Source organism: Pedococcus aerophilus (assembly GCF_039532215.1).
In the GTDB taxonomy this organism is placed as follows: domain Bacteria; phylum Actinomycetota; class Actinomycetes; order Actinomycetales; family Dermatophilaceae; genus Pedococcus; species Pedococcus aerophilus.
The window spans coordinates 121077-138068 of record NZ_BAAARN010000005.1 but is presented as its reverse complement, the minus strand read 5'-3'; the positions used below and the strand labels follow the sequence as shown (position 1 = coordinate 138068).

Annotated in this window: 13 protein-coding genes; 4 read left to right on the top strand and 9 right to left on the bottom strand. The window is 72.0% G+C overall.

Annotated features, from left to right (window positions below; translation table 11 throughout):
* Positions 1 to 35: 35 nt before the first annotated feature.
* The 6 genes from ABD286_RS17250 to ABD286_RS17225 form a co-directional block, all read right to left on the bottom strand.
* Positions 36 to 935, bottom strand: coding sequence for a 5-oxoprolinase subunit C family protein (locus tag ABD286_RS17250; protein ID WP_344195754.1), 900 nt, complete (start codon positions 933 to 935; stop codon positions 36 to 38).
* The gene (locus ABD286_RS17245) at positions 932 to 1636 is read right to left on the bottom strand and encodes a 5-oxoprolinase subunit B family protein (RefSeq protein ID WP_344195752.1); all 705 of its coding nucleotides are present in this window, start codon (positions 1634 to 1636) and stop codon (positions 932 to 934) included. Before ABD286_RS17245 ends, ABD286_RS17250 begins: the two co-directional genes overlap by 4 nt.
* Positions 1636 to 2403, bottom strand: coding sequence for a LamB/YcsF family protein (locus ABD286_RS17240; RefSeq protein WP_344195750.1), 768 nt, complete (start codon positions 2401 to 2403; stop codon positions 1636 to 1638). The genes ABD286_RS17245 and ABD286_RS17240 overlap by 1 nt, the downstream gene beginning before the upstream one ends.
* A complete protein-coding gene (locus ABD286_RS17235) occupies positions 2400 to 2918 on the bottom strand; it encodes a hypothetical protein (RefSeq protein WP_344195748.1) in 519 nt (172 codons plus the stop codon). The genes ABD286_RS17240 and ABD286_RS17235 overlap by 4 nt, the downstream gene beginning before the upstream one ends.
* Positions 2915 to 3226 (bottom strand): hypothetical protein, encoded by a 312-nt coding sequence (locus ABD286_RS17230; RefSeq protein ID WP_344195746.1) that lies wholly within the window; start codon positions 3224 to 3226, stop codon positions 2915 to 2917. The genes ABD286_RS17235 and ABD286_RS17230 overlap by 4 nt, the downstream gene beginning before the upstream one ends.
* A gap of 103 nt (positions 3227 to 3329) precedes the next feature.
* The gene (locus ABD286_RS17225) at positions 3330 to 3485 is read right to left on the bottom strand and encodes a DUF6131 family protein (RefSeq protein WP_344195744.1); all 156 of its coding nucleotides are present in this window, start codon (positions 3483 to 3485) and stop codon (positions 3330 to 3332) included.
* Between the two features lie 197 nt (positions 3486 to 3682).
* On the opposite strand from ABD286_RS17225, the gene ABD286_RS17220 reads away from it, so the two are divergent.
* From ABD286_RS17220 to ABD286_RS17210, 3 genes are read left to right on the top strand one after another with little or no spacing between them, the layout of a single operon-like run.
* On the top strand, positions 3683 to 8581 hold the full coding sequence (locus tag ABD286_RS17220; protein ID WP_344195742.1) for an NAD-glutamate dehydrogenase: 4899 nt from the start codon (positions 3683 to 3685) through the stop codon (positions 8579 to 8581).
* Positions 8578 to 9273 carry an MOSC domain-containing protein gene (locus tag ABD286_RS17215; protein WP_344195740.1) on the top strand — a complete coding sequence of 232 codons (696 nt, stop codon included), beginning with the start codon at positions 8578 to 8580 and terminating at the stop codon, positions 9271 to 9273. The genes ABD286_RS17220 and ABD286_RS17215 overlap by 4 nt, the downstream gene beginning before the upstream one ends.
* Positions 9274 to 9287: 14 nt before the next feature.
* Positions 9288 to 10781, top strand: coding sequence for a sensor histidine kinase (locus tag ABD286_RS17210; protein ID WP_344195738.1), 1494 nt, complete (start codon positions 9288 to 9290; stop codon positions 10779 to 10781).
* 30 nt (positions 10782 to 10811) lie between these two features.
* Here the strand turns inward: ABD286_RS17210 and ABD286_RS17205 are convergent, their stop codons facing one another.
* Entirely contained in the window at positions 10812 to 11060 is a 249-nt protein-coding gene (locus tag ABD286_RS17205) for a WhiB family transcriptional regulator (protein ID WP_056916954.1), read from the bottom strand.
* Positions 11061 to 11477: 417 nt separating this feature from the next.
* Between ABD286_RS17205 and ABD286_RS17200 the strand changes: the two genes are divergently transcribed.
* The gene (locus ABD286_RS17200) at positions 11478 to 11933 is read left to right on the top strand and encodes a hypothetical protein (RefSeq protein ID WP_344195734.1); all 456 of its coding nucleotides are present in this window, start codon (positions 11478 to 11480) and stop codon (positions 11931 to 11933) included.
* Positions 11934 to 11995: 62 nt separating this feature from the next.
* Here ABD286_RS17200 and ABD286_RS17195 read toward each other — a convergent pair whose 3' ends face one another.
* Positions 11996 to 12394 (bottom strand): PPOX class F420-dependent oxidoreductase, encoded by a 399-nt coding sequence (locus ABD286_RS17195; RefSeq protein WP_344195732.1) that lies wholly within the window; start codon positions 12392 to 12394, stop codon positions 11996 to 11998.
* A 10-nt stretch (positions 12395 to 12404) separates the two neighbouring features.
* Positions 12405 to 16850: a type VII secretion EssC family protein gene (locus ABD286_RS17190; RefSeq protein WP_344195730.1), complete on the bottom strand. Its 4446-nt coding sequence runs from the start codon at positions 16848 to 16850 to the stop codon at positions 12405 to 12407.
* Positions 16851 to 16992 lie beyond the last annotated feature (142 nt).

The following is a 16992-nucleotide window of genomic DNA, read 5'->3' as shown; positions in this document are numbered from 1 at the left end:
GCGTAGCGACGTCGTCATCGGCGCGGCGAGGCGAGTCAGGGTGTGCCGAGCAGGCGCAGGCGCACCGGTTGACCGGGCACGAGCTGGGCGGCGAGGTCGCACGCGCGTCCGGTGAGGACGGCGACGACGGGGTAGCCGCCGGTCACCGGGTGATCGGCGAGGAACACCACGGGCACGCCGCTCGCCGGGACCTGGACCGCGCCGCGCAGCACTCCCTCGCTCGGCACCTCCGCCGAGGCCCGACCCGGGACCCGGTCGAGAGCCGGGCCCTCGAACCGCACCCCCACCCGGTCGGAGGCGGCTCCGACCGTCCACGCCGTCGTGGTGAGGCGGGCGACGTCGGCCAGCCAGTCGAGCCGGGGACCGGGCCTGGCGTCGAGCACGACCTGCCCGGTGGCAGGAGCCCTGGTCGGGGCGACGTCGACGAGGAGGTTGCCGCCCGCCGGTCCCGTGGGTCGACCGACGGGGATCTGCTGTCCGGGCTCCAGCGGAGCGGGTCCGATCCCCGAAAGCGTGTCGTGGGAACGGGATCCGAGATTCGGTGCGACGGCAACGCCACCCCGGACGCCGAGGTAGGACCGGAGCCCGGCCGATGGACGGCCGATCCGCAGGACCTGCCCGGCGTGGAGGAGGAACGGTGCGTTGGTGCCCGTCGGCCGGTCGTCGACGGTGACCGGGGCGTGGGTGCCCGTGACGACTGCTGTGATGCTCCCCAGCGCGCGAACCACGAGGCCACCGACGACCTCCAGGGAGGCGAGGGACTCATCCTGCGCCAGCAGCCGCGCGCCGAGGGCGTGCGCGGCACGGTCGGCGGCCCCGGACGGACTCACGCCCAGTGCCGCCAGGCCGGGACGGCCTAGGTCCTGCACGAGGGACAGCGCGCCGACCTCGACGACCTCGAGCAGGGCGTACGGCGCAGGCTCGCCGGTGGTCACGACGCACCGTCCGCGTCGGTGAACTGCACCCAGAGGCCGGGCCGCAGCAGGGCCGGAGGGTCGCGGCGCAGGTCCCACAGGGCCAGGTCGGTGTGGCCGAGCAGCTGCCACCCGCCGGGGGAGCTGCGGGGGTAGACGCCGCTGAACTCGTCGGCAAGGCCAACGGCCCCGGCCGGCACACGAGGCCGCGGAGTGGCACGCCGCGGGACGCGCAACCGCGGGTCACCGTCGACGAGGTAGGCGAAACCCGGTGCGAAGCCGGCGAACCCGACGCGCCACGGCGTCCCGGTGTGGGCGGCGACGACCTCGGTGACGGTGAGGCCGGTGAGCTCGGCGACGTCTGCGAGGTCGTCCCCGTCGTAGTGCACGGGCACCTCGACGACCTGCTCGGGAGCAGGACCCCCGCTGTGGAACGCGGTCGGTACCTCGCCCGACCCGAGTGCGGCAAGGGCTCGCTGCGCCTCGGCCCGGACCGCGGTCAGTGCACCGGGTGAGGCAGCCACGAGCAGCACGGACCGTGCCCCGGCCACCACGTCCTCGAGCCCGGCGAGGCGCTCTCGAGCGGCAGCCAGCAGCTCGAACAGGGCCAGGGCGCGGTGGAGGTCGTCCACCTCGACGAGAAGCCCCCGTTCGCCGTAGGGCAGCAGTCGACCCGTCGGCTGCCGGCCCGGGATCCGCTCTCCCGTCGGCTCCTCGACCATCAGCGGGACTGGGTGAAGGAGCGCAGCCGCACCCCGGCGTCCTCCAGCCCCCGCCGGACGGCAGTGGCCAGCGCGACCGCCCCGGGGGTGTCGCCGTGGACGCAGACCGAGTCGGCGTGGACGACGAGGTCGCTGCCGTCCACGGCCTCGACGACACCGTCGACGACGAGCCGGACCACGCGGGCCGTGACGGCATCCGCATCGTGCAGGACGGCACCGGGCTCGCTGCGTGCCACCAGCGTGCTGTCGGGCGAGTAGGCGCGGTCAGCGAAGGCCTCGGTGACCGTGGCCAGCCCTGCGGCGGCGGCGAGGTGCAGCGACACCGATCCCGGGAGGCCGACGAGGGGCAGGGTGTCGTCGACGAGGCGGATCGCCTCGACCACCGCGGCCGCCTGGACCTCGTGGGCCACGATCGCGTTGTAGAGCGCGCCGTGCGGCTTCACGTAGCCGACCCGCGTGCCCGCTGCCCGGGCGAGCGCGTCGAGGGCCCCCACCTGGTAGACGACGTCGGCGGTGAGGTCGTCCGGTGACACGTCGATGAACCGTCGGCCGAATCCCGCCAGGTCGCGGTAGCCGACCTGGGCGCCGACCGAGACCCCTGCGGCGGCGGCGGCCCGGCACACCTCGAGCAGCGTCGTGGGGTCCCCGGCGTGGAACCCGCAGGCGACGTTCGCACTCGTGACGACACCGAGCATCGCCGCGTCGTCACCGAGGCGCCAGCGCCCGAACGACTCCCCGAGGTCGGCGTTGAGGTCGATGGTCCTCACCGGCGCAACGCCTTCGCGTGGTCCGCGAGCACGCTGCTCGAGGCTGCGACCGTCGCGGCGAGCCGGCGGCGGCGGGCGGCGAGGACGGACAGGAGGCGGTCCAGCTCGGCCTGGAGGACCGTCGACTGCTCGGCACGGGACGCGTCGGTGGGCGCGTCGGCCAGACCGCTCACCCCCCAGACCGGAGCGAGGCGACCCTCTGCCACCCGGAGGCCGGCCGCCTCCGCGCGGGCGGTCAGGGCGCGAACGTCGGCCACCGCCTCGGCGAGGTCTGCCGCGTGGTCCTGGAGCGCTGAGCCGACCCGGTCGAGCTCACCCGCCGCCGTGGCTGCCGCGTCGTCGAGGGCGGTGAGCTGGCGCCGCGCCCGCGCGACGACGGTGCCCGGACGGCGCAGCGTGGGGTCCGCCAGTGCTGCGTGGGTGGCGCGTCCGCTCGTCCGCAGCGAGGTGGCCAGCTGGCGCAGCGATCCGCCGACGAGCGAGCAGGAAGCGGGGTCGCCGGTGACGAGCGTCATCGTCGGCCACCTCGGGGTGCGTCGTCGAGCGCAGCGACGCCGCCCTCCGCCACCTGCGCCGAAGATGCTCGTCGGGCGGCGGCGACCCGCAGTCGTCCGGTGACGTCGGTGGCCGAGGCCTCGACCTCGCGCAGCAGGTCGGCCACCTGGTCGAGGTAGTCGTCCAAGACGGTCTGCAGCTCCCTGTCACCGACCTCGGGGAGGTGGTCCAGGACCTCGTCGGCTCCGCTGCGGGCGCACTCACGCAACGATCCGAGGGCTGCGCCGAGGCGCTCGAGGGCCTCGGGGCCAACCTGGGCGGGCGGCATACCGGTCACTCTAGTGAGGGAACGGGAACGACCCCCCGCGATACCCACAGCCGTAGCAGGGGATCGCAGGGGGTCGTCACGTCGTGCAGAGACCCGGGCGGGATCAGTACCAGTGCTTGCGTCCACCGATGCCGTTGCCCATGCGTCCGAGGAGGACGAGGACGGCACCGACGACGAGCAGGATGACGCCGATCGTCGTGAGGATGGAGATCTTGGCCACGAGGCCGATGATCAGCAGGATCAGTCCGAGGATGATCACGGGGACTCCTTCTGTATGGGTGATGTGTCGCAGCGCGCAGGGGAGCGCTGCAACCACACACTCTGACCTGCGGCGACACAAAGCGCCACTCGGGGGCGGGAAATGTTTTCCGTGTCGAGCGATAGTCTCGGTCCCGACGCACGACGAGGTGCGTCAGCCGCCTGCACGACGAACCCGTGAGGATGAAGACCACAAGCATGTCTGCGTCGCTGGAGCAGTCCCGTCAGCAACTCCTGCGCTCCGCTGCGGAGCGCGCCGAGCACGGCGGGGGTGAGGTCGAGGAGTTCCTCCGGGCCTACTACCGGCACGTCGCCACGGAGGACCTCCTCGCACGTGCCCCCGAGGACCTCCTCGGCGCGGCGCTGGCACACCGCGACCTCGCGCGGAGCCGCCCGGTCGGCACCGCCAAGGTCGACGTCTTCAACCCCGACGTCGCCGAGCAGGGCTGGGCCAGCGGGCACACGGTCGTCCAAGTGGTCACCGACGACATGCCCTTCCTCGTCGACTCCGTCACGGCCGAGCTCCAGCGCATGGAGCGCGCCGTCCACCTCGTCGTGCACCCGACGATGCTCGTGCGTCGTGACGCCACGGGCGAGCTCGAGCAGGTGGTCCTGGACGCGTCCGGTTCGGCAGATGTCGCCGACAGCAGCTCGTTCGGTGAGGTCCGCGAGTCGTGGATGCACCTCGAGATCGACCGCGACAGCAACAGCGACGACCTCCGCGCGATCGCCGAGGGGCTGCGCGGTGTGCTGGCCAACGTCCGCGAGGCCGTCGAGGACTGGCCGAAGATGAAGGAGACCTGCGCCGCGCTCGCGGTGGAGCTCGGCGAGAAGGCCCCGCACGGCATACCCGCTGCGGAGGTCGAGCAGGCGCGCGGCCTGCTCGAGTGGCTCGCCGGCAACCACTTCACCTTCCTCGGCTACCGCGAGTACGCGCTGGTGCGCGGACCTGAGGCCGACACGCTCCAGGCGGTCCAGGGCACCGGTCTCGGGCTGCTGCGCTACGACCCCACCGGTGAGGGCGTGCTGCTGTCCGAGCAGGCGCGCACGGTGGCGCGGGCGCCCGAGCTGCTCATCATCACCAAGGCCAACTCGCGGGCCACGGTGCACCGCAACACCTACCTCGACTACGTCAGCGTCAAGCAGTTCGACGACGACGGCGTCGTGACGGGGGAGAAGCGCTTCCTCGGGCTGTTCACCTCCAGCGCGTACACCGAGTCGGTGACGCGGGTGCCGGTGCTGCGCGACAAGGTGGCGGCGATCTTCGAGCGCACCGGGTTCCTGCCCGACTCGCACTCGGGCAAGGACCTGCTCGAGGTCCTGGAGAACTACCCGCGCGACGAGCTGTTCCAGGCCGACGAGGAGTCGCTCTACGACAACGCGACGGCTGTCCTGCACCTGCAGGAGCGTCGCAAGACCAAGCTGTTCCTGCGTCGTGACCGCTTCGGCCGGTTCGTCTCGGCGCTGGTGTACATCCCGCGCGACCGCTACAACACCGCGGTACGCCTGAAGATGGAATCCATTCTCCACCAAGCCTTTCCGGGCGCGACGGTCGACTACACGACCCGCGTCTCCGAGTCGGTCCTGGCCCGCCTGCACTTCGTCGTGCGGGTCCCCGCGGGTGAGTCGATCCCGGCCGTCGACGAGGCGGTCCTCGAGCGCCAGCTCGTCGACGCCACCCGCACGTGGGAGGAGGACCTGTCCGAGGCCGCCCGCGCCGAGCACGGCGAGGAGGCCGCGGCACGACTGTCCGGCCTCTACGGCCGCGCCTTCCCCGAGGCCTACAAGGAGGACTTCACCTCCCGTGTCGGCGTCGTCGACATCCGCCACATGGATGCCCTCGAGCGCGACGACGCGACCGGCCTCAACATGTACCAGGAGCCGGGCGCGCCTGCGGGGGAGCGTCGCTTCAAGCTGTACCGCCGCAGCCCGCTGTCGCTGACGCAGGTCCTGCCGATGTTCACGCACATGGGCGTCGAGGTCGTCGACGAGCGGCCGTACGAGGTGTCGCGCGGCGACGGCGTCGACCTGTGGGTCTACGACTTCGGGTTGCGCGTCAGGAACGACAAGGTGTGGTCCGGCGAGGGTGGCCGCGACCGGCTGCGCGAGCTGTTCCAGGACGCCGTGGGTGCGGTGTGGAACGGCCGGGCCGAGTCGGACGGGTTCAACGCGCTCGTCCTCGGGGCCGGGCTGACCTGGCGCCAGGTCGTCATCCTGCGCACGGTCGCGAAGTACCTGCGGCAGACCGGGTCGACCTTCTCCCAGGACTACGTCGAGTCGGCGCTGGTCCAGAACCTGCGGTTGGCCGGGCGCCTCGTCGCCCTGTTCGAGACGCGGTTCGACCCCAGCCGGTACGGCGCCGCCGACGGCAGCGCGAACGTCACCGAGGAGCGGGGTGCGGCCGAGGCCGCGCTGGTGGAGGAGATCACCACCGGCCTCGACGAGGTGAAGTCCCTCGACCACGACCGCATCATCCGCGCGTTCCTAGGGGTCATCCAGGCGACGCTGCGCACGAACTTCTACCAGCAGGACGAGACCGGGGCCGACAAGACCTACGTCTCGATCAAGCTCAACCCCAAGAAGGTGCCCGATCTGCCTGCGCCGCGGCCGCAGTTCGAGATCTTCGTCTACTCCCCACGCGTCGAGGGCGTGCACCTGCGGTTCGGTCCGGTGGCCCGTGGCGGGCTGCGCTGGTCCGACCGGCGCGAGGACTTCCGCACCGAGGTGCTCGGCCTGGTCAAGGCGCAGATGGTGAAGAACGCCGTCATCGTGCCCACCGGCTCCAAGGGCGGCTTCTACGCCAAGCAGCTGCCGGACCCGTCGGTCGACCGCGACGCCTGGCTGGCCGAGGGCATCGGCTCCTACAAGGTCTTCATCTCCGGCCTGCTCGACCTCACCGACAACCGCGTCGGCGGCGACATCGTCCCGCCCCCCTCGGTCGTCCGTCACGACGAGGACGACTCCTACCTCGTGGTCGCCGCGGACAAGGGCACCGCGACCTTCTCCGACATCGCCAACGGCGTGGCGCAGTCGTACGGCTTCTGGCTCGACGACGCCTTCGCCTCGGGTGGCTCGGCCGGCTACGACCACAAGGCCATGGGCATCACCGCCCGCGGCGCGTGGGAGTCGGTCAAGCGGCACTTCCGCGAGATGGGGGTCGACACCCAGACCCAGGACTTCACCGCGGTCGGCATCGGCGACATGAGCGGCGACGTCTTCGGCAACGGCATGCTGCTGTCCGAGCACATCCGTCTGGTGGCGGCGTTCGACCACCGCCACATCTTCGTCGACCCGAATCCCGTTGCGGCGACGAGCTTCCCGGAGCGCCAGCGGTTGTTCGACCTGCCGCGCTCGTCGTGGGCGGACTACGACTCCTCGCTCATCAGCACCGGCGGCGGCATCTTCGACCGCTCGCTCAAGTCCATCCGGGTCACCCCGGAGATGACCGAGGCGCTCGGTCTGCCCAAGGGCACGACGACGATGACGCCGGCCGAGCTGATGAAGGCGATCCTCCAGTCGCCGGTCGACCTGCTCTGGAACGGTGGCATCGGCACCTATGTCAAGGCCGGTTCCGAGTCGAGCTCCGACATCGGCGACCGCGCCAACGACGCCATCCGGGTCGACGGGAACGCCTTGCGCTGCAAGGTCGTCGGTGAGGGAGGCAACCTCGGTCTGTCGCAGCTCGGGCGCATCGAGGCGTCGCTGCACGGGGTCCGCGTCAACACCGACGCCATCGACAACAGCGCCGGCGTCGACACGTCCGACCACGAGGTCAACATCAAGATCCTGCTGACCGACCTGGTCCGCGGCGGCGACATGACGCTCAAGCAGCGCAACACCCTGCTGGCGTCGATGACCGACGACGTGGCCCACCAGGTGCTGCGCGACAACTACGAGCAGAACGTCCTGCTGGGCAACGCCCGCGCGCAGGAGCACCCCATGCTCCCCGTCCACCAGCGGCTGATCCACTGGCTCGAGGAGCGTGGCGACCTCGACCGGGCCCTGGAGTTCCTGCCGAGCGACAGCGAGATCGACCGGCGCTTCCAGGACGGCCTGGGCCTGAAGAGCCCCGAGTTCTCGGTGCTCGTGGCGTACGCCAAGCTCGCGCTCAAGGACGACCTGCTGCCCACCGAGCTGCCCGACGACCCGTGGTTCCAGCAGACCCTGACCGACTACTTCCCGGCGGCGCTGCGCGAGCAGTTCGCCGGCGAGCTGGCCGACCACCCGCTGCGCCGCGAGATCATCACCAACTCGGTGGTCAACTCGATGGTCAACCGTGGCGGCATCACCTTCGCCTTCCGCGCGATGGAGGAGACCGGCGCGACGCCGGAGCAGATCGCGCGGGCGTTCGTCGTCTGCCGCGAGATCTTCGACCTGCCGAGCTTCGTGCGTGAGATCGAGGCGCTCGACAACGTCGTCTCGACCGAGGTGCAGAGCCAGCTGTACCTCGAGTTCCGTCGCCTCATCGACCGCTCGATCCGCTGGTTCCTCACCTCGCGGCCCTCGCGCCTCGACGTCGCGGGCGAGGTGGCGCGTTTCGGCACCGTGGTGCGGGAGTTCGCGCCGAAGGTGCCCGAGATGCTCAAGGGTGCCGAGCTGAAGCGGTTGCAGCGCAACACCGCCAAGCTCGAGAAGCTCGGCGTCCCCGACGAGCTGGCGCTGCGGTCGGCCAGCCTGCTCGACCAGTTCTCGCTGCTCGACATCGTCGACATCGCGACCGACACGGGGGAGTCGCCGGCCGACATCGCCTGCCTCTACTTCGTGCTGTCCGAGAAGTTCGGCGTCGACGCGATGCTCACGCGGGTCACCAACCTGCCGCGTGACGACCGGTGGGACGCCCTCGCCCGTGGTGCCCTGCGCGACGACCTGTATGCCGTCCTCGAGAGCCTTGTGCGCTCGGTCATGGACGCGTCCACGGCAGGTGGCTCGCCGGTGTCGCGCTACGAGGAGTGGGCCGAGGCCAACGCCGAGTCCCTCACTCGCGCCACGACGGCACTGGCCGGCATCGAGCGGCTCGACCACCCGAACATCGCCGCGCTGTCCGTCGCCCTGCGCACCCTGCGCTCGGTGATCCGGTCGGGAGCAGCCACGTCGTGACGGCCCGCGTCGTCGCCCTGCGCTGCTTCCCCGTCAAGGCCGCCGGTGGCCAGTCCCTGCCTGCCCTCGAGGTCGGGGCCGACGGCGTGGTCGGCGACCGGGGGTGGGCGGTCTACGACCACGCCGACAAGCTGGCCTCGGGCAAGCACTCCCGCCGGTTCCGCCGGATGGACCCGGTGTTCACGCTGGTGGCCGGCCGCGTGGGCGAGGAGACCGTCCTCGTCCTGCCCGACGGCACCGACCTCGTGGCCGGGGAACCCGGGACCGACGAGGGCCTGAGCGACCACTTCGGTGAGCCGGTCACGCTCCGGCGCGAGGGCGTCATACCCCACCAGGACGCCGCCCCGATCTCGCTGGTGGGAACCGCGACCCTCGCGGAGCTCGGGCGGTACGAGGGTGACGGGAACCCCCTCGACCCGCGGCACGTGCGGGCCAACATCGTGGTCGAGACCACCGAGCCGTACGTCGAGGAGTCCTGGGTCGGCCGCGAGGTCACCGTCGGTGGGGTGCGGCTGCGGGTCACCGAGCCGACCGAGCGCTGCCGCATGGTCGGCGTCGCCCAGGTCGACCTGCCCGAGCGCCCGGGCATGCTCAAGGCGATCGCCGACCACCACGCCCTCGTCGCCGGGGTCTACGCGGAGGTGGTGACGCCCGGGCGGGTGGCCCTCGGCGACGAGGTCGAGCCCTCCTGACCTAGGCTTCCGGGGTGCCCACGCTGAACGAGGTGCTCCACGCGTCGACCGACCTTGCCCCGGGCGAGGTCGAGTGGCTCCAGCTGCTCGTCGGTGACTGGCAGCTCATCTCCGACCTGTCCTTCGCCGACCTCGTCCTGTGGGTCCCCGGAGGGCTCGAGGGCTGGCTGGCCGTCGCGCACGTGCGCCCCACGACCGGCCAGATGGTGTTCTTCGAGGACGTCGTCGGACGGCGCACGCACCGGGGGCGGCAGTCGCTGCTCGACCAGGCGTACGCCGACCGGCGGATCGTGCGGGAGCGCGACCCGATCTTCCGCGATGACATGCCGGTGCGCGAGGAGGCCATCCCCGTCGTGAAGAACGGCCGCGCGCTGGCCGTGATCACCCGCCACACCAACCTCGCGGCGATGCGCACGCCGAGCCGTCTCGAGCTGACCTACCAGGCCCTGGCCGACGCCCTGGCCCGGATGATCGCGGCGGGGGAGTTCCCCAACGTGTCGGCGCCGACCGGTCAGCGGCGGGGTGCGCCCCGCGTCGGTGACGGCGTGATCCGGTTGGACGTCAACGGGATCGTGTCCTACGCCAGCCCCAACGCCCTGTCCGCGATCCACCGGCTCGGCCACGTCGGTGACGTCATCGGGGAGCTGCTGGCCAAGGTCGTCGCCGACCTGCTGCGTGACGAGTCCCCGGTGGACGAGTCGCTGGCCGTCGTCGTGACGGGACGGGCGCCGTGGCGCACCGAGGTGAGCTCACGCGGGTCGAGCGTGTCGATGCGCGCCATACCGCTGACCGAGGGTGGTCAGCGCGTCGGCGCCCTGCTCCTGCTGCGCGACGTCTCCGAGCTGCGCCGCCGCGAGCGGGAGCTGATCACCAAGGACGCGACGATCCGCGAGATCCACCACCGGGTGAAGAACAACCTCCAGACGGTCGCAGCCCTGCTGCGGCTCCAGGCGCGTCGGCTCCCCGAGGGGGAGGCCGGTCGCGTGGCGCTGGAGGAGGCGGTGCGCCGGGTGGGGGTCATCGCCCTCGTGCACGAGACGCTCAGCCAGGGCTTCGACGAGACGGTGGAGTTCGACGACATCGCCGTGCGCGGCCTGCAGGCCATCACCGAGGTGGCCAAGGTCGAGCACCCCATCTCGACCAAGGTCGTCGGCTCGTTCGGAATGCTTCGGGCCGAGGACGCGACCGCGATGGCGATGATCTTGTCCGAGCTCGTGCAGAACGCCGTCGAGCACGGGCTCGCCGACGTCGCCGAGGGGACCATCTGCGTCGAGGCCCAGCGGTCCACCGACGACCGGGGCGACGAGATCCTCGCGGTCACGATCACCGACGACGGGGTCGGGCTGCCCAAGGGGTTCCGTCCGGGTGCCTCGGGGCTCGGCACCCAGATCGTCGAGTCGCTGGTCCAGGACCTGCGGGGCCGGATCGTGTGGGAGCCGGCGGAGCCCAACGGGACACGCGCCCGGTTCGTCGCCAGGCTGCGGCCCCTGGGGCGCGACAGCTCCTAGCGCCAGGCGCGTGTGGTGGAGCGGGGTGGGTCAGCCGGCGCGGCGGGCCCGGGCGTTGCGGCGCTTGAGCGCGCGGCGCTCGTCCTCGGACATGCCGCCCCAGACGCCGGCGTCCTGGCCGGACTCGATGGCCCACTTGAGGCAGGTGTCGACGACCTCGCAGCGTCGGCAGACAACTTTGGCCTCCTCGATCTGGAGGATGGCTGGGCCGGTGTTCCCGATGGGGAAGAACAGCTCAGGGTCCTCGTCGAGGCAAGCAGCGCGGTCGCGCCAATCCATGAAGATCGTGCTCCTTGTTGTGCAGGGGGAAGTGCGCCGGTCCATGGACCCAGGGGTGACGGGCCAGATGGAGCACGGCGCGTCATTGCGGGGTGTGCAGGGTCATGCGCCCGGGGATCAGGGCCGACCGGCTAGCCTAGCCGACCGCCTGTCCGCGGGATGGTGAAACAGGTGCGAGTAGCCATTTTGGGGGGCTGGACACAGTTCTGCCAACGGGCTGTCTCACGTTTCTGTTCCAGCGTCACAGATGACGAGCGGTTTGGGCACCCTTGGGCGGAAGTAACTGCCGTGTAACGGTGAGGTTTTGGTCACATTGCCGTCGTTGCGCCGGTATGGCGCCCTCCTTGCGCTGGTGGATGCATGGGCGGGGTGCCGCCCAACCCGTGAGACAGATCGGGGCGGAACTAGCCTGTGGGGGTGACCGACCAGCCCGGCCTGCCCAGCTCCTCCGCCTCCCAGCCGAACGCTGACGGCGGCGCCCCGACGGGTGCTCGTGACATCTGGCGCGACCTTGCCGCAGCGGTGTCCGCGGTGGAGGCGCTGGCCCTGCTGGGCTTCGTCGTGTTCTACCTGTGGGAGCTCACGCAGGGCGCGAGCGACGACGCCGTGCTCGTGGTGATGTCGGCGCTGCTGATCCTGCTGTTCGCCGTCGGCATCGGCGCGTTGGCCCGGGGCTGGTGGCGCGGGGACAACTGGCCGAACTCGCCCACCGTCGTCTGGAACCTGCTGCTGCTCCCGGTCTCGTGGAGCCTGTTCCAGGCCGGCCGAGGGGTCGTCGCGGTGGTGCTCGCCGCGGTCGCGGTGCTCGGCATCGTCTCGGCTGTTCGGGCCGACACCGCCGACCTGCAGGACCCGGACCTCCAGGACTCCTGAGCCAAGGCTCCTGCGCTCCTGCCTCCTGAGCCAGGACTCCTGCGCTCCGGTTTGGTGCGGCCTCAGTCCGAGGTGATCCGGAGCATGACCCGGTCGGTGTGACCGCGCCGCATGATCTTCTCGATCATCATGACGATGCGGTACTCGATGCCGTACTTGGGCTTCAGCACGGCGTCGAGTCGGCGCATCGCGTCGGACCCCTCGACCACCTCGGCGACGGCCGTCACGGTGGGAGCGCCGTCCTCGACGGCTCCGCGGCGCGAGCAGGGGCGCAGCTCGACCCGGTTGTCGTTGCGCAGCCGCTTGACCTTGCCGCTGCCGGTCGGCGTCGTCACGACGAGGGTGTCGCCGTCCCGACCGATCCACACGGGGGTGGCGACGCCCACCCCGGTCCTGCGGAACGTCGTCAGGGACACGAACTTCTCGTCGCCGAGGTCGGCGAGGGACGGAGCGAGGGTCATGGCCGCGACGCTACCCCGCGGGTGGAGGGGCAGCGACCGCTGCGACCACGCCGCTGGTAGCGGCGGCCACGCCATTGGTGGCGGTGGGCAGGGCGACCTGGATCGGTGTCCCGAGCCCGCGGCGAACCAGCTGGCCACGGCCTGCCAGCGCGTCGCGCTCGAGCGGGATCTTGAGCGCGAACAGGTCTCGCTCGACGCCCGAGCGAGGTCCCAGCAGGACCCCGGTTCGGTGGCGGGCGATCTCGACGGCGACGCCGCGGTACTGGGACGACAGCGCGGTGGCGTTCGCGCCCACCACGAGGAGGCCGTCGTCACGGTCGACGAGGTGCGAGATCTCCTTGACGACGGGCTCCACGGGGTCGTCGAGGAGCTGCTCGGCGTCGTCGACCACGACGGCGAGCTCGGGGTGCTCCTGCCGAGCCCGGACCAGGCCGGCTGACGACGACCCGTCGTGCCAACAGGCGATCCCCGGGTGGCCGCGGAGCTCCTCGAGCGGGCCTCCGCGCGGAGCGACGACGGCGACCGGTCGCCCGACTGCGAGCAGGTGGCCGGCGATGAGCAGCACGGTGGTCGACACGCCGGAGGAGGCCCCTCCCACGACCAGCCAACGTCGCCCGTCCCGTCCCGGGTCGAGTGTCAGGGTCATGGCTTCGTCGCCACCGACACCCAGGGCCACCCCGGTACGGTCGCCGAGGTCCTGCGCCAGGTCGTCGGACCGCACCAACACCGGAAGGGGCTCGATCCGCAGTGGCCCCTGGCGGTCGTCGGCAGGTGGAGCGTGGTGCGTCAGGTCAGGCTCCGGAGGCAGGGCCAGCTGGACGTACCGGCCGTCCGACGTCAGCCCACGTCCACTGTGCTGGAGCACCCCGACGGCACGGGGAGTCAGTCCGAGCAGCACCGCGTCGGAAGGGTCTGCCAGCCGGAGGACCACCCGGCGGCTGACCGCCGCCCCGGCCCGACCGAGCAGCAGCGACCGGTCCCCGGCCAGCACCCCGGTCAGGCCGACCGGCTCACCCTCGCGCAGCAGGGTCAGGATCTGGTCGACGAGGGAGGCCAGGGCCAGGTCGTCGTGTCGGCCGGCGGCCAGGTCCCAGTCGTCGACGAGCAGCAGGATGGGCGGCGGGGCGGTGACCGAGTCTGCCGACTCCCACCACTGGGTCATCGTCGTGAGGCCGCGGCGGGCCAGGGCGCTGCGCCGGTCGGAGACCTCCGAGGCCAGTCGTCGGACCAGTCGTTCCACCCGCTGCGGGTCGGACCAGCTCGTGCTGGCCCCCACGTGGGGCAGCGAGGCGAGGGTCTCGAGTCCACCCCCACTGACGGCGTACACGTGCAGGGCGTCGCTGGCGCGACGGGCGCACAGCGATCGGGCCACGGTCGTCAACGCACTCGACCGGCCAGTGCCCGGGGCGCCCACGACCGCCCAGTGGCCCCTGGCCCGCAGGTCGAGGACGAGGGGGTGCTGGCGCTGCTCCTCCGGGACGTCCACGATCCCGAGGTGGGCGGTCAGGTCGTCCGGGGGAACGGCCAGGGACGCGTGGTCCACGACATCGGGAAGGGGAGGCAGCCAGGCCTTGGGTGCGGGCTCGATGCCCAGGAGTGCTGCTGCCCCGGCGGTCGCCTCGACGATGGCGCGCAGCTCGGTCGGCTCGGTGGGCTCGAAACCATCGGGTGTGCGGAAGTCCGACCGCTTTCTCTCCACGATCTCCGACCCGTCGTCGATCGTCGTGATGCGGACCCCGTCTCGGGGTCCTCCGCGGAGCAAGGATCCGACGTGGGCGGCCTGGAACTCCAGCAGGGGCGAGCCTCCGACGCGGGCGTGGGCGCGACCGGGGGTCGAGGGCGAGATCGACGCGGCCACGGGACTGTCGATGACGTCCTCCGAGTCGATCCGGTCTCGCATGCGCAAGGCGATGCGCAGGTTGACGTTGGCCTTGATGTCGGCAGTCACCACCCCTGCTGGGCGCTGGGTCGCCAGGACCAGGTGGATCCCGAGCGACCGACCCACGGCGGCGAGGTGGACCAGGCCGTCGACGAACCTGGGAAGCTCCTCGGCGAGGGCGCGGAACTCGTCGACCACGACGACGAGGCGCGCCAGCGGTGAGCCCGTTCCAGCCGAACTGCATTGGTAGGCAACGAATTCCGTGACACCGGCGTCGCGCAGTAGACGCTCGCGCCGCGTCACCTCCGCCATCAGCGAGGTGAGTGCCCGCGAGGCCAGCTGGTCGTCGAGGTCGGTGACGACCCCGGTCACGTGGGGCAGGTCCGAGCAGTCGCGGAAGGCGGCTCCACCCTTGTAGTCCACGAGCACGAACGACAGGTGCTCCGGGCTGTTGTGCAGGGCGAGGGCCGCGACCAGCGTCCGCAGGAGCTCGGACTTGCCTGCTCCCGTGGTCCCACCCACGAGCAGGTGGGGGCCGTCCTGCGCCAGGTCGACCCAGAAGGTGCCGGTGCTGCACACCCCGAGCGGCACAAGGGTGGAGTGCGGCGTCCGGGTCCAGGCTGCGGCGACGTCGGACCCGGCGCTCTCGCTGCTCGGCGACCCGCCGGGGCGGTCGACGTGCTCCGACGGACAGCCCGGGAGACCCAGCAGGCCGGCGCGACCGGGGAGTGCTGCGGCACCTTGGGAGGGGGTTGCGTCCCGGAGCGGCGCGAGGGCCCGTCCCAGCCGCTCGGTCCACGCAGCGCCCACACCGTCCACGACCAGGTCCTCGTGCTGGTGCCCCGGCGCCGAGAGCGACGGGGTACCGGGCCGCGCCAGGTCCAGCACCGCGCCCGCCTCGTGGGGGAGCTCGGACCGGTCTGCACCGAGGGCGAGGCACACGACGCCCGCCCTGGCGCCGTCGGCGAGGACCACCGCCAGGTCCGGGACGGCGCGGAAGGCGGCGGCGCCGTCGAGCAGCACCGCGGTGACCGGACCGTCCCATCGGCTGCCGGGACGGTCGTCGAGGCGGTCGCGAACCAGGGCAGCCAGGCCGCCCGCGGTCGAGAGGACGGCGGCGTCGTCGCGGTCGAGCGCGAGGCGTCCCGGGTGGATGGACGATGCCCGGGACGAGTCACCCCGGTCGTGGAACCCGTTGTGGCAGTGCGGGACCCGATCCAGCCACCGCCAACGATCAAGGTGGTCCGTGGTGTCGGCCAGTGCGACGACCCGCAGGTCCGCGGGGGAGTGCGTGGTGACGAGCTGACCGAGCAACGACCGCACCGAGCGGGTGACCGCCACGGGGTCTCCGCACACGCCGAGCACGCCGACCTCGGGAAGGGCGAGGGTGCATGGGGCATCGGACAGCTGCGGCCGGTCCTCGAGGCCCGAGGCCGCTGGGTGCACGAGTCGGACCGAGGCGTCCCGACGGCACCGCCCGATCGAGACGGAGAAAGCGTCGGGGTCGTCGTGCCGCCGTTCCCACAGCCGATCGGTGGGGCCACCGGCCACCGCCAGGACCGTGGCAGGGTCGGGCGCGGCGCGCACCCGGAACTGGTGCTCCTCGCGGCAGGCCGCCGCGACGCGCTCGCGCGCCACGAGGACAGCGGCCTCGTGCGAGACCAGCTCGGCCGCATACGTCCGACGCGCTCCCCACCGGTCGCTCAGGACGGAGCCGACCATGAGCACCGGGCCCATGAGGGCGAAGGCGAGCATCGTCGGTCCCAGGAACAGTGCGAGAGCCGCTGCGACCGGCAGCGGGAGCAGCACCGCCAGCCAGGGCACCCGGGTGCGGCGCGGTGGGGTCGGGGGCGTGGGGAGGGTGACCGTGGTTGGACGGTGCGGCTCGAGGATCCGTGGCCGACGGTTCACGGCGAGCGTTCCGAGCCAGGTGGCCGACGTGGCGGCGGGGACGGCACCGGCGGGACGCAGGGCCAGTGTGGTCGCTCCCACCTGGATGCGGCTCGTGGTGGTGACCGGTACGGGGTCGTGGCCCACGGTGAGGCCGTCCACGGTGGTGCCGTTCGTGGAACCGAGGTCCTGGAGCGTCACCCCGTCCGCCTCCACCCGGAGCTTGGCGTGCAGGCGGGACAGCCCGGGGTCGTCGAGGCACAGGTCGGCTTCCTCGGAACGCCCGACCGTCAGCGACCCTGACCGCAGGTCCACCGAACGCCCGCAGTCCGGGCCGTGCGTCACCGCGAGCAGCATGGTGCTGCGTCGAGCCCCTTCGGTGCGAGAGGTGCTGTCGTGCAACAGGTTTCGTGGGAGCAGTGTCAAGGACGCGCCCGTGAGCAGCGGGGGAGCTCCCAGGCGGGCCGCCGGGTCGATGGCCTCGCCGGAGACGTGGAGCACGGGGGCGGAGCTGTCGACGGGGCCCGTGGCGGAACGGCTCTCGCCCCCGAGGTGGGCCACCAGGGCGTTGCTCAGCTCAGCGGCTGTGGTGCCCTCGGGAGCATCCACCTCCACCTCGGTGGTCGTCGGACCGGGTGGGGCTCCGGGTGAGGACGCGCGGTGCGTGACGGTCAGTTGCAGTCGCATCCTGCGCACGCTAGGTCGGGGGTGCCTGCTGGCCGACGGGCTGTCCACACCTGTGGATTCGCGAGGACGAGAACGTGTGGTTCGTCCTAGTATGCGGCAGACGAACCGGGCTCGCGCCGGTGGCCGGGGGGCCAGCGAGACC

What these genes read in the sequence shown, in the direction of transcription:
- ABD286_RS17245 (WP_344195752.1), bottom strand. Translation starts at nt 1,636, where the DNA reads ATGGTCGAGGAGCCGACGGGAGAGCGGATCCCGGGCCGGCAGCCGACG.
- ABD286_RS17235 (WP_344195748.1), bottom strand. Translation starts at nt 2,918, where the DNA reads ATGACGCTCGTCACCGGCGACCCCGCTTCCTGCTCGCTCGTCGGCGGA.
- ABD286_RS17230 (WP_344195746.1), bottom strand. Translation starts at nt 3,226, where the DNA reads ATGCCGCCCGCCCAGGTTGGCCCCGAGGCCCTCGAGCGCCTCGGCGCA.
- ABD286_RS17220 (WP_344195742.1), top strand. Translation starts at nt 3,683, where the DNA reads ATGTCTGCGTCGCTGGAGCAGTCCCGTCAGCAACTCCTGCGCTCCGCT.
- ABD286_RS17205 (WP_056916954.1), bottom strand. Translation starts at nt 11,060, where the DNA reads ATGGATTGGCGCGACCGCGCTGCTTGCCTCGACGAGGACCCTGAGCTG.
- ABD286_RS17195 (WP_344195732.1), bottom strand. Translation starts at nt 12,394, where the DNA reads ATGACCCTCGCTCCGTCCCTCGCCGACCTCGGCGACGAGAAGTTCGTG.
- ABD286_RS17190 (WP_344195730.1), bottom strand. Translation starts at nt 16,850, where the DNA reads ATGCGACTGCAACTGACCGTCACGCACCGCGCGTCCTCACCCGGAGCC.